Below are 12,562 nucleotides of genomic sequence, written 5' to 3'. Positions count from 1 at the left end.
AATTTTCATTCTCACCCACTAAATCCGACAAAACAAGGCTGTGGTATAAGAATCTACGCTTGCTTATCAAAAATTATGCCAACTACCTCACGCATCTTGTGCATAAGCTCAATAGCCTCTCTGCTTGGAATCTCGCGTATCACACGCCCACTGCCAAACTCTTTTACCGTAACTGTTAGCCCCTCCAAAACATCATTATAAGAAAAGCTAATGCTTGTGCCAAGCTGTCTCATCTCTTCATTGAGTTTTTGACTAAGGACTCGGTGCTCTGCTTCAAGCTGTTTTTTTTGCTCCTTAGTGTATTCTTGTTCGAGTTGCTGCTGTTGTGCGTGGTTTGATTGTTTCGCTGCGACAGATTCAACCATATCAACAATTTTGTTTTGGACGGCTTGCGCCGAATTTGTATTCTCAATCCTCATATCCACTCGCCATTCCTCCTTGAAATGTGTATGTTGTAGATTTCATATAATCCATTAAGCTTCTTGCTTTTATGCGTGCAATATCGGCTAAGGGTTTTTTTTTTGAATACTTTTAAGTAATAAAATATTTAACTATTTCATATAATCGTGTTGTAAGGGGTTAATTGATTTTTATAAGTTGAAGTGGGTCGATATGCTTGTCTTTTTGTGTAACCTCAAAGCTTAGCTTTTCATTTACATTACCAATGACAAAACCTTTTTTCACATACACACCATTTTTCACGCCATTGCTAATTTTATCAAGGTGGGCATACACGGTATAAAGCGAATTGCTATGCTCAATAATCACCACTTTTTTAATCACAGGATTCTCTTTGGCAAAAACGACCTTGCCATCAAGCACGCTTTTGACACTAGCATTTTTATTCTTTGGCACGAGGATTATATTTTCATAAAAAAACTTCATTTTATACACAGGGTCAAAAGTGGGTCCAAATTTTTGGTCAATGCTAAAAGTCTTTGGCTCTAATGGCGGTATAGTTTTGCTCCCCTTATACACAGCGGTTTTGATGTCTTTATACGCACTTGAAGCAATGCGCACATCTTTACTTGGTTGAATTGTGCGCTTGGGATTTGGTAAGTTTGCTTGAGCTTGCTCATCTTTTTGGACTTGTTTTTGGATATTTTTTTCATTTTGGGCTTGGATAATTTTCAAATTACTTAAAATTGAATCAAGATTCTTTCGTTCGTTGTTAATGGCTTGGAGCTCGGCATTATAAGCGTTTAATTCCTTTTTCATAGAAGCTATAATTTGCTCTTGCTTTGCTTTTGTTTCCTCTAGGGAAAGTTTTTTGACACTTTGAGCTTGGATAGAATCTTTTAGGGTGGAAATATTTTTAGACACATTGTTTATTTCGTTATTAAGTTTTTCTTGGTTTTCTTTGAGTGTTTTTATACGCTTTTTGCTATCCTTAAGCAAGATATTTAATACTTCTTGGGAGAGCACATCTTCTTTAGAATCTATTTCATTACTTAGGGCATAAAAAGCAAGGCTTTTGCTCACTAGCGAGATAACTTCGCTTTGTAATTTTTTAGATTTTTCTATAAGTTCATTTTGGCGCGTTTGATTGTCTTTGAGTGATTTTTCTTGGAGGGAATATTTGCTTTTGTTTTGCTCTATGCCTTTTTGGAGATTCTCAATCTGCGCATCAAGGTTAATAATTTCTTGGTTTTTTTGGTTAATCGCCCTGCCTAATTTATCAAGTTTTTGGCTAATCTTGCTTTGTGCCTTGATAGTTTCTTCGAGCTTTTTAGTGTTTTGTGAAATGTCCCTTTGCACATCTGGTGCGCCAAATGTCAATCCCACAAAGGCGAGTAAGATTCCTAATATACGCATTATTCAAGCTTAAAAATCTTTTTGTTTGATAATGACAAAAAACACCGAAACTAGCGAAATAATAACTGATGAGAAAAATAAAATCACACAATCACTCGCCGTCTTAATAATATCTAAATCCACTTCTAGGGCGATAGCCACATCGCCTGCTAATGGAGTGGTTTTAAAATACACAAGCGCAGAAACTATCGCTACGGTGGCGATGATAGAATCTATCACAGCAAGTTTTAATAAAATATTATTACGCATCCAAGATGGCGCACCTAAAAAGCTCATAATCTGCATTCGCTCACTATGCTCTAGTTTCCACACTTCGATTTGTTTTACCATTAAAAGACAGCTTAAAATCGCACTAAGCACCGAAAAAATAATCACCGAACCTTTAATAATCAACAAAAGTTTATAGACTTGAGAATGCGTTTTCTTAAAAGATTCCACGCGAGTTACACTTCCTAAACGACTTAGCGTAGAGCTAATTTTATCAATCCTCTCATCGCTAGGATAAGAATCTAAGCGCAAAGAATAAAAAAATGGCAACTCTTTTTGCAATGTTTCTATGGCATCTTTGGGAAGCTCAGTTTTTAACTCATTGATAATATATGCTGGAGAAATAGATTTGAGTTCTACCGCTTCGCGCACAAAGGTTTGAATCTTGCTTAAATCAAGCGTTTCTTTAGAAGCAATAATTATTTGATAATTTTGGGCAAGCTGCATTTCGTGTGTTGAAATAGCACGATTGACAAGCATTATACTCTCAATGCCAAAAAGCAACGCAATTAGCGGAATAATCAATGCCAAGTGATTTCTAATCGAAGTCATACACCATTCCCTCCTCAATCCTAATGTGTCTAAAGTTCGCATTAAAACTTTGCGGTAGGCGGTGAGTAACCACAATCACAGTAATGCCAAGCTGTTCATTAACCCCACGCAAAAGATTCCATATCAAATCACTAGAATAATCATCAAGGTTGCCCGTTGGCTCATCGGCTAGGATAATCTCGGGGTTGCTTGAGAGAGCGCGAGCCATAGCCACACGCTGTTGCTCTCCACCACTTAGCTCTAAGGGATATTTATTAAATTTATGGGGGAGTTTAATGTGAGTAAGAAGTTTTTGCACTTGGTCTTTGCGAATCTGCTCTTTATACCCGCTAATCATCATTGGTAATTCAATATTACGCTCTATATTCCACTCTTTAATGAGTTTGTAATCTTGGAACACGATTCCAATATGTTGGCGTAAAAAGTTAATCTGTGCCTTTGATGGGCGCGCCATATTTATCCCACGCACTTCCAAATTGCCACTTTTGATAGGCAAGTATCCAAAAAGTGAGTTTAAAATCGTGCTTTTCCCACTCCCACTTGGTCCTGTGATAAACACGAATTCGCGCCTTTGAATGCTAAAATTTGCATCTTTGATAATGTCCTCTTTGTTATTGTAGGCTAGATAGAGATTTCTTGCCTCAATGATAGTATTTGAAGTAACCGCATTCATACCAACACATCCTTAAATTGGTTTAGATTCCAAAATGCTAACTAAAAGGTCGTGGGCTTTTAATGTCGCTATGGTAGGGAGCGGGGGATTGACATATCGCACTTTTGCATTCTGTATATCAAGTAACACAAACGCATTTTGCACCCTGCCAAAATCTCCCAAACTCACCTCCAACAAAAAAGAACCCTTAACGCAATCCACGCCTCTATACACCGCACTAATGTGTAAAAAATAATCCTCCTTTTGTATCGCCCCTTGTAAGCCTCCTTGCTCAATATTCGCGCCAATAGACGCAGGGCTGGCAAAAAAAGCTATCAAATCCTCCACATTTCGCCTGATAGTCTCATTCATTTTAGGAAAAATAAATGTTGTATTTTGCCACAAAATTTTATTTTTGCAACACAAATTTTGCCTATTTTTGTCAATAGTGAGAAATAAATCATAGATTCTCTTTTGTTTTGCACGCCACCTTGCTTCATATTTGCTTACCACTAACGCATTTTCATCAACACTAAAGCGTGAGATAAACCCCAAACTTTGCGCTATATCGTATGTGAAGTTTGCATATTGCTCTTCATCAGTGCGTAAATGCAAGAATCCTCCGCTATTTGTGCTCTTTGTATCCAAATCTTGCGGAAATTGTGTAGGTTTAAGCACGCACGCAATTTGCCCTAAAAACTCCTTGCTAATCACGCGTCTATGAGGCTTTTTAAGCCACGGCACGGGGAAGTGAATATAAAGCACACTCACACATTTGTGTGGCAAAAGCTCTATAAGTAGCCTTGCATCGAGGTTTGTTACATAAAGATTCTCCAACTCTAAAAGCTCAATATGACGCAACACTTGCTGAAGCGAGGGCGTGTGAATCTCCACTCCCAAAAAAAGCACATCTGGATTTGACTTGGCAAGGTGAAGTAAATGTCGCCCAGAGCCAAAGCCAATCTCAATTTGGAGTGGCTTAGTGCTGTGAAGTTTTTGTGTGATAAAGGTTGGTATTTCATCTTTTAAGAGTAAAAATGGCGAACTTACTTTTTGTCGATGTGAATTAGGCGAAAGGTTGTGTGAAAGGACTTGGTTTGAATGCTCCATTAAAATACCAAGCGCATCTTTGGCGATTCCAATAGGGCTTGGTTTGGTGGATTTGAGGCATTTATAGAGCACTTTTTGCCCAGCATTTATGCTAAGCAAAAATTCCTTAAAACGCGTAGATTCTCTATGACAAACCAACATTGCCCGCCTATGAGGATACGCACAATGACAAAACTCCCCCACAAACTCAAACTCTCTTTTGTGCAAAGGCAGTGAGAAATTTTGCAAAGTTTGGGCGAAAAAATGTGGCATAGCTCACCTAAGGATAAAAGATTCTCATCATAAATCACTTAGCGTGAGAGGCTTACAGATTGACTTTGGGCAGATTGTATGCCAAATTCATCGACACTCACTACGCTATAAGTATATACTACGCCTATGTTTGTTTCTTTATCGATAAATTTTGTATCTCTAAGATTCCCATAGCGATTTGCATCAGCCCTACCTTCTTTACGATAAAGGGCATATTTCCTCGCTCTCCCATCATCTGGCTCTTCCCACTCAATGATAATGGCATTATTCTCCACAAACGAAGCTGTGATTTTAGGGGGCTGGGGTGGAGGCAGTGTAGAGCCTTCAATGGGGCTTGCCAATCGTTTGCCATCCATTGAATGCTCATCAATCCCAACAATTTGATAATAGAGTATCTTGCCGTGCTCCTCGACATTATGCGTATATTTTGCTTGTTTGCTTGCTGCAAGAAATGTGTATCTGCCTTTTGGCTCATCGCTTACATAGATTCTATATCCTATTGCGTCTGGGTGTTCCTCCCATTTAAGCTCTACTTTGAGTGGCAGTCCCTTGCTTGCTTGCGCTCCCTCGACACTGCGGATTAAGTCTAGCGTGCGCACCGAAATGATTTCACTAGGCTCAGAGAGATTGCCTAAAAAATCTTTTGCCAACACTCTATATTCATAAGTTTTGCTATCTTGGAGATTCTCATCAAAAAACTCAATATCAAAGCGGTGCTTTAATTCAGCAACTTTAGAAAAAGTGTTTTGGTTATTTTTGCGCTGGATAATGTAAGACTTCACGCTGGGATTTGGGTGAGGAGTGATGATGAGTTTATTGCTCTTTGGTGTGGTTGAGAATCCAAAAACCCCCTCGACCGCATCGACATAGGAAGTCTCAACCTTAATAACTCGAGAAGTCTTCCCAACCGTGCTGTTTGCTCCAAGTGTGGCAAACATATAATAATACACGCTTTTGGGCTTTAACCCGCTATCAAAATAATGCGTAGCGAAAGGATTTTTTATCGTGGCGATTTTTTTAAACGCCTCCGCGGGGAAAAAATCCGCGCTAGTATTGTTATATTTTTTGCGGGCATTATTAAGCGAGCTTGCATCAGCGCGATACACGACAAATCCATCAATTATGGTGTTAATTGATGGTATGAGTGAGGGGTTTATAGAGCTTGCTTTTGGTTCTTGGCTTAATCCTTGCCACTCAAAGCCAACGGCATTCACATCGCTTAATACTTGGATTCTTCCAAGTTCTGGGAGAGTTTCATCTAAACTTAACTTTTTGTCTCCCTCGATGAATGCACAGCCACTAAAAAGCCCTAAAATTACGCAAAATACGCTCGATGTCCAACGCTTCATTCACACCATCCAAATCAAAAAATGTCTGCAAAAATTCTACCATATCTGCCAAAATCTGCGCCCTAAAAAGCGATATTTTACCGCACTCATCATTTGGATGACACAAGTAAAGCACATACGCGTGCAAAAAGATTCTATGTGTGAGATTACGCGCTAATGGGCTTTGTGCTAAAAATGTGCTAAATTCTCTACCAGCCTTGCTGTGAAGCTTGAATCCATACAAACTATCGCCCACAATGTGTCGCCCCAAGCCCTCTAATTGTGCGCGAATTTGATGTGTTCTGCCTGTAAAAAGTTTAACCGCTATAAGCTGCATTGCATTAGAGCGTGAATGAAGCAATGGTAAAAATGCACTTTTAGCATAGCGCAAATGCCTAGAATCTGCGCTAGGATTGTGCGCTAAGTCGCCTTGTAGGTCTTGCTTTGATTGTTTGTGTGGAGATTCTCCATCGCCATACTCAAAGCATTCTTGTGGAATAATGTGTCGTGTAGCTTTACCAATTTGGGTAATTTTTAGGCGATTTTTTGGATTGCGTCCTAAGTAACACTCGAGCGTTTGTGCTTCTTTAAGCGGTGGCTCAATAATGGCGAGGTAGATTCTCCCCATTTGGCGAGATTTAAGCTGATTTGAGAGCGCGTTAAAGGCGGTAGTATTTTTTGCAATGCTAAGCACTCCGCTTGTCTCTCTATCAAGTCTATGGACAATGCCATAACGAGAATCTTCATTAAGAGTGATACCAAAATCTTTAGCCTTGCATTTAAGCCAATCTTGCAAAGTCGGCTCTTTTAGGTTGGGGGCGGGGTGGAGGACGAGATTTGGGGGTTTGTTAATGATGAGTATATCGCTATCTTTATGCACAATATCAATTTGTTGTAATTGTGGTTTTATTGCAATGAGTTCATCTAAACTGTTTGTGTCTAAATGAGATAAATCTTGCTCTAAATTTATATCTTCATCAATCTCAATTTTATCTCCCTGTGCGACTTGGAGACTTGGCTTTGGTGCGAGATTCCCATTAAGATAGACTTTGTTTGATTTAATAAGGCCTACACTTTTTGCACGAGAAATGCCCAAAACTTCACTTATTATAGAATCTAAGCGCACGAAATTGCTGTTTTTAGTTATAATTGCAGTCATTCTCTCACTTTTTATTTTAAGGTTGGTATTTTGGATTTTCGCAAAATTGTAGCAAATTTTGATTTCTTTGTCATTATACTTGTGGGCGCGTTAATGCTAGTGAGTTTTTACTTGGTTGGCGAGCTTGATGAGAATCTCGCTTCAAAACAGCTCAAATACATTGTGTTTGGCTTTTGCATAGCATTTGCGTTGTTTTTTATCCCCTATCGCAAGTTGAATTATTCTCTTGTTGTTGTGTATATAATCTTGCTATTGTTGCTTCTTTTGGTGAAATATATAGGAGTGGAGAAAAATCACGCTAGGCGTTGGATTGAGATTCCATTCACAAGTTTTTCTATCCAGCCCAGCGAATTTATGAAAATCGCGCTAATGCTTATCATTGCTTGGTATGTCTCTAAGAATCCGCCAGCAGAAGATGGCTATGGGTGGAAAGATTTTAGCATTATTTCCTTGCTTATCTTAGTGCCTTTTTTTATTATTTTACTTGAGCCTGATTTAGGCACGGCTTTAATTGTGTTTCTCGCTGGGTTTGGAGTGCTTTTTTTAATAGGGGTGAATAAAAAGGTATGGCTTACACTTGGGATTATTGGACTTTTGGTTGTGCCTATTGGCTCATCAATCGCCTTTAGCTCTGGGTTATTAAAAAGCTATCATCAAAAGCGTATTGATGACTTTGTAAGCGGAAATTATCCCTATCAAGTCCAGCAAGCTCTCATTGCGATTGGTTCAGGTGGTGTGGTGGGCAAAGATAAAGAATCTGCCACGCAATCCCAATTAGAATTTTTGCCCTATGCGAGCACAGATTTTATTTTTGCGTATTTTGTCGAGCGATTTGGGTTGGTTGGCGCACTTGGCTTAATCGGTTTGTATATGATGCTCATTGTATATTTGCTTAATATTTGCTTTAATGCGATGAAAGATTACTTTTTGCGCGTGGTAAGCGCGTATATTGCTGTGCTATTTTTCTTATACGCTGGGGTGAATATTTGTATGGTCGTTGGATTAGCACCTGTGGTTGGCATACCGCTACCGATGGTAAGCTATGGCGGGACAAGTTTTACAACTTTTCTCGTCTTATTGGCGATATTAGAAAACGCTCTTGCCTTTAGATTGATTTTTCAGTATAATTCAGCCTCACCAGGTCGAAGTGGGCTTTTAGCTCAGCTGGTTAGAGCACTCGGCTCATAACCGATTGGTCGCAGGTTCAAGTCCTGCAAAGCCCACCACTTAATGCCAAATAAACATTTCTTTGCATTACAATGGAAATGGTTTATAAGGCTATGGCTCTTTTGAATGCTTTTTCATTCTCTTTATGATATATAGTTTGTTGTATTATTGTTGTTCTGCTTGATTTGGTTTGGAATCTTGTGCTTGATTCTCTTGTATTTGGTTTGTTTCATCACTTATGCTTTCATCAATGCTCTCATCTACGCTATTTCTCATATCAACAACCCAAATATAATCCATATCACTCATATTCGCATAAGGCAATACATCAGCGCGTAAAAATCCGCTATCCTCATAAATATTTATCACCTTTCCCACAGGCACATTGGGCAAAAAAATCTCATCAAGTCCATTTGTATAAACCTCATCGCCGATTTTAATGTCTCTCCACCGCTGGATATAATGCACGCTTATGTGCTCGCCATCATCACTTTTGCCCTCTAAAATCCCCAAAGCTCTATCCTCACCAATAAACACACCATAACTGCAATTTTTTTCTCCGTTTAATAGTCCCATTAAACGGCCATTTTCAAACTTCCCAATCCCAATCGCGGTGTTATTGTGAATTAACCCTACGATTCTCTCCTCATCGCCCACAAAACTTTGTTGTGTAGCCAAATCAAGTATTAGCCACACGCGCTCATATTCACCCAAACGCACAAAAGCACTCACAAAAGCACGATGAAATATTGGATTGTTGGTTAAATGTTGTGTATCAAAAAGAGTGTTTAATCGCTTATTTTCATTTGTCAAAGCGTGGTTTTGCAACGCAAGATTCTCATAATCTGCAACCTTTTGGCGCAACGCAACGATTTGCTCAGCTTGGTCAAAATACTTGCTTTTCCACTCTTTAAATCCTTGAATCTTTTGGACAAAGAACATACGCACCGCATCACCCGCACCCAAAACCTTGCTCTCAATTCCCTTATCAAGTTCTATCACCACAAGCAGTGTAGCAAGCAATATCACAACAAAAATTAAAGCCTTATAGCGCATTAAAGATTCTTATCTTACTCGATAGCGAGTTCTTCTAAAAGTCGTGGGTCTTCCATAGCCCTGCCTGTGCCCTTTGCCACACATAGTAGTGGTTCTTCTGCGACATACACAGGAAGCTTAACAATATCAGAAAGATATTTATCAAGTCCGCGTATAAGTGCCCCGCCACCTGTAAGCACGATTCCATTTTCTACAATATCTCCTGATAAATCTGGCGGAGTTTCCTCAAGCACGGATTTTAACGCATTAGCAATCTCTTTGAGTTGCTCTTTCATCGCCTCTCTGCAATCCTCGCTAGTCAAAGGAATAGTGTTAAGCAATCCGCTCACATTATCACGACCATTAACTTGATAGGTGAGTGGATTCTCAAGCGGTGAAGCCGAACCAATTTCTAGCTTAATCTCTTCTGCTGTGCGCTCGCCAATAAGGAGATTATATTTTTTACGCACATAATCTTGGATAGCCATATCAAACTTATCTCCCGCGACTTTGATACTTTTGCTCACCACAAGACCACTATAACTCACCACGCCAATTTCTGTCGTCCCACCGCCAATATCAATGACGAGATTCCCTTTTGCTTCATCAGTCTGTAATCCAGCACCAATAGCCGCCGCCATTGGCTCTTCAATCAAATACACCTCTCTAGCTCCAGCCCCAAGCGCAGATTCTCTTACTGCCTTTTTCTCCACACCTGTGAGGCCATAAGGCACACATACCATAACTCTTGGGCGCACGAGAGACTTTCGCTTATGTGCCTTTTCAATAAAAAATCGAATCATCTTTTCTGTCATCTCAAAATCCGCAATCACGCCGTCTTTCATTGGGCGCACAGCCTTAATCCTATCTGGCGTTTTGCCTGCGACTTCTTTTGCCTCATACCCCACAGCGAGGATTCTGTCTGTGCCTCTTTTATCTGTTTGCACAGCGACTACGGAGGGTTCATTGATTACAATGCCCTCACCTTTCACAATAACCACCGTATTTGCCGTGCCCAAGTCAATGGCAATATCCTTTGAAAGTGCTCCTACAAACTTATCAAACATTCTAAACTCCTTGTATTAGATTTATCACCACTTAGCTACGAGCTACGCGCCTTTTTACCAATGGTTGTCTTTGCCGTAGCTGTCTTTATGATAAGTGGTTTTTTGTTTCCTTGTATGCAATCTTTAGTAATGCTTACCTCGCAGTTTCTTAATTCTGGTAATTCATACATTAAATCATTGATGTGCTCCTCAATAATTGAGCGCAACCCACGCGCACCAATTTTACGCGCGATGGCTAATTCTGCGACCTCTTCAATCGCCCCCAAGTCAAAATGCAACTTCACTCCGTCCATTGCAAAAAGTTTTTGATACTGCTTTATAAGAGCGTTTTTGGGCTTAGTTAGAATCTCTATCATCGCCTCTTTATCAATAGGACTTAGCGTAGTGATAATATGCAATCGTCCAATGAGCTCAGGGATAAGTCCATAACCCACTAAATCATCTGGCTCGACTAAATGGAGTAGCTCGCTCTCATCGCTTTTACCACGCTTTTTACCATTGAATCCAAGCACATTGCCACCCACTCTGCGTTTGATAATTTCACCCAAACCATCAAACGCTCCGCCACAAATAAAAAGAATATGGCTCGTGTCAATTTGGATAAATTCTTGATTTGGGTGCTTTCTCCCGCCTTTTGGTGGGATATTAACCAAACTTCCCTCAATAATTTTTAGCAATGCTTGCTGCACACCCTCGCCACTCACATCACGCGTGATAGAGCGGTTTTCGCTAAGGCGTGAAATCTTATCAATCTCATCGATAAACACGATACCGCGCTCGGCTAACTTCACATCACCATCGGCAGCTTGATACAAACGCGTTAAAATATTTTCCACATCTTCGCCCACATAACCAGCTTCTGTGAGACTTGTCGCATCACAAATCGCGATTGGCACATTTAAAAATCGCGCTAAAGTTTGTGCCATAAGTGTTTTCCCACTCCCTGTGGGACCAATAAGCAAGATATTAGACTTCGCAATCTCAACTTCTTCTAATCCGCGAGCTAGCTCATTTTCCTGTGGATTCCTTATTTGCTCCACATCTTGGTGGCTAATGCGCTTGTAGTGATTATACACCGCCACGCTAAAAACCTTTTTTGCATCATTTTGTCCGATGACATACTCATCAAGTTTTGCTTTAAGCTCTTTTGGCGTTGGCAAATCAAATGGCGATTGCGCCTTACCCTCGCTCTCAATGCTTTCCAACGGAGCTCGATTGAGCGCAATTTCCACAGCACGCACACAATTCTCACAAATATACACATTTTTAGAAACTCCTACATTGCCCGTAATGATACGATTACTTGGTGTTTCTGGCTTGCCACAAAAATTACAATATCTCTCCATTACTCATTTCCTTCACTATGATTATTGCCACCCCTAAATGGAATCCCGCGAGTCGCACCCAAAATAAATTCGCAAATATATCGCATTGTTTGTGTGATTTCTTTAGAATCTAGCTCTTTTTTTACAAGCTCTTTTAACGGCGCAGTGCGAGAATACAACCGCTTATAAAGCGCGGAAATCTCATCAATTTCTTTGGAGTTAAAAATCTTGCGCATTCGGTGTTTGTTTAACCCACGAATGTAGGCGTGCGAGCCGTGCGCCATAGAATATGGTGGCAAATCTTGCACCAAGATAGACCCACCTGCGAGCATACAACCATCACCAATTTGGACAAACTGATGTGCGGCTGTAAGTCCACCCATATTTACATAATTCCCCACCTTAACATGCCCGCCTAAAGTCGCCACATTAGCAAATATACACTCATCACCCACTTGACAATCGTGCGCGATATGTGCATACGCCATAAAAAGATTCTTATTTCCTACGCGTGTAACTCCACTGCCACCAATCGTGCCTGTATTCATCGTAACGCATTCACGGATAATGTTATCATCACCAATGACAAGCTCTGTGGGCTCATTAGCATATTTTAAGTCTTGGGGATGTGTGCCAATGCAGGCATTTGAGTAAATTTTATTGTTGTTGCCAATCTTTGTATATCCGCTAATGGTAACATTATTAGCGATTTGGCAATTATCTCCAATTTTGACATTTTTGCCAATAACACAAAAATGCCCAATTTTGACATTTTTGCCAATCTTTGCTCCAGATTCTATAATGGCATTTGGGGAAATAAGTGCTTCTTGCAT

12 protein-coding genes and 1 tRNA gene are annotated in these 12,562 nt (G+C 40.0%); 2 read left to right on the top strand and 11 right to left on the bottom strand.

Annotated elements, in window-relative coordinates:
- Positions 1 to 53: 53 nt before the first annotated feature.
- The 7 genes from ACWIWK_RS02770 to ACWIWK_RS02740 form a co-directional block, all read right to left on the bottom strand.
- Complete coding sequence (locus tag ACWIWK_RS02770; protein WP_454150620.1) at positions 54 to 419, bottom strand: FlaG family protein; 366 nt, start codon at positions 417 to 419, stop codon at positions 54 to 56.
- Positions 420 to 579: 160 nt separating this feature from the next.
- Positions 580 to 1,815 carry a murein hydrolase activator EnvC family protein gene (locus ACWIWK_RS02765; RefSeq protein WP_454150618.1) on the bottom strand — a complete coding sequence of 412 codons (1,236 nt, stop codon included), beginning with the start codon at positions 1,813 to 1,815 and terminating at the stop codon, positions 580 to 582.
- A 9-nt stretch (positions 1,816 to 1,824) separates the two neighbouring features.
- Complete coding sequence (locus ACWIWK_RS02760) at positions 1,825 to 2,634, bottom strand: cell division protein FtsX (protein WP_454150616.1); 810 nt, start codon at positions 2,632 to 2,634, stop codon at positions 1,825 to 1,827.
- Positions 2,621 to 3,307 (bottom strand): cell division ATP-binding protein FtsE, encoded by a 687-nt coding sequence (locus tag ACWIWK_RS02755; RefSeq protein WP_454150614.1) that lies wholly within the window; start codon positions 3,305 to 3,307, stop codon positions 2,621 to 2,623. Before ACWIWK_RS02755 ends, ACWIWK_RS02760 begins: the two co-directional genes overlap by 14 nt.
- A 12-nt stretch (positions 3,308 to 3,319) precedes the next feature.
- Complete coding sequence (gene trmB, locus ACWIWK_RS02750; RefSeq protein ID WP_454150613.1) at positions 3,320 to 4,648, bottom strand: tRNA (guanosine(46)-N7)-methyltransferase TrmB; 1,329 nt, start codon at positions 4,646 to 4,648, stop codon at positions 3,320 to 3,322.
- A 38-nt stretch (positions 4,649 to 4,686) separates the two neighbouring features.
- Positions 4,687 to 5,997, bottom strand: a complete 1,311-nt coding sequence (locus ACWIWK_RS02745) for a hypothetical protein (RefSeq protein ID WP_454150611.1) — start codon at positions 5,995 to 5,997, stop codon at positions 4,687 to 4,689.
- Positions 5,948 to 7,135 (bottom strand): pseudouridine synthase, encoded by a 1,188-nt coding sequence (locus tag ACWIWK_RS02740; RefSeq protein WP_454150609.1) that lies wholly within the window; start codon positions 7,133 to 7,135, stop codon positions 5,948 to 5,950. Before ACWIWK_RS02740 ends, ACWIWK_RS02745 begins: the two co-directional genes overlap by 50 nt.
- 93 nt (positions 7,136 to 7,228) lie before the next feature.
- On the opposite strand from ACWIWK_RS02740, the gene ACWIWK_RS02735 reads away from it, so the two are divergent.
- Together ACWIWK_RS02735 and ACWIWK_RS02730 are read left to right on the top strand one after the other, a co-directional pair.
- Entirely contained in the window at positions 7,229 to 8,323 is a 1,095-nt protein-coding gene (locus tag ACWIWK_RS02735; RefSeq protein ID WP_454152012.1) for an FtsW/RodA/SpoVE family cell cycle protein, read from the top strand.
- Positions 8,285 to 8,361: transfer RNA gene (locus ACWIWK_RS02730), tRNA-Ile, on the top strand. Before ACWIWK_RS02735 ends, ACWIWK_RS02730 begins: the two co-directional genes overlap by 39 nt.
- Positions 8,362 to 8,467: 106 nt before the next feature.
- On the opposite strand, the gene mreC is transcribed toward ACWIWK_RS02730, so the two are convergent.
- The 4 genes from mreC to lpxA are packed head-to-tail and all read right to left on the bottom strand — an operon-like array spanning position 8,468 to position 12,562.
- Positions 8,468 to 9,358 (bottom strand): rod shape-determining protein MreC, encoded by an 891-nt coding sequence (gene mreC / locus ACWIWK_RS02725; protein ID WP_454150607.1) that lies wholly within the window; start codon positions 9,356 to 9,358, stop codon positions 8,468 to 8,470.
- 14 nt (positions 9,359 to 9,372) lie between these two features.
- Positions 9,373 to 10,404 carry a rod shape-determining protein gene (locus tag ACWIWK_RS02720; protein ID WP_454150605.1) on the bottom strand — a complete coding sequence of 344 codons (1,032 nt, stop codon included), beginning with the start codon at positions 10,402 to 10,404 and terminating at the stop codon, positions 9,373 to 9,375.
- A gap of 35 nt (positions 10,405 to 10,439) precedes the next feature.
- Entirely contained in the window at positions 10,440 to 11,750 is a 1,311-nt protein-coding gene (gene clpX, locus ACWIWK_RS02715; RefSeq protein WP_454150604.1) for an ATP-dependent protease ATP-binding subunit ClpX, read from the bottom strand.
- On the bottom strand, positions 11,750 to 12,562 hold the full coding sequence (gene lpxA, locus ACWIWK_RS02710; RefSeq protein WP_454150602.1) for an acyl-ACP--UDP-N-acetylglucosamine O-acyltransferase: 813 nt from the start codon (positions 12,560 to 12,562) through the stop codon (positions 11,750 to 11,752). The genes clpX and lpxA overlap by 1 nt, the downstream gene beginning before the upstream one ends.

This window comes from Helicobacter sp. 23-1048, assembly GCF_053654545.1.
This window is presented reverse-complemented; position numbering and strand designations above follow the sequence as displayed.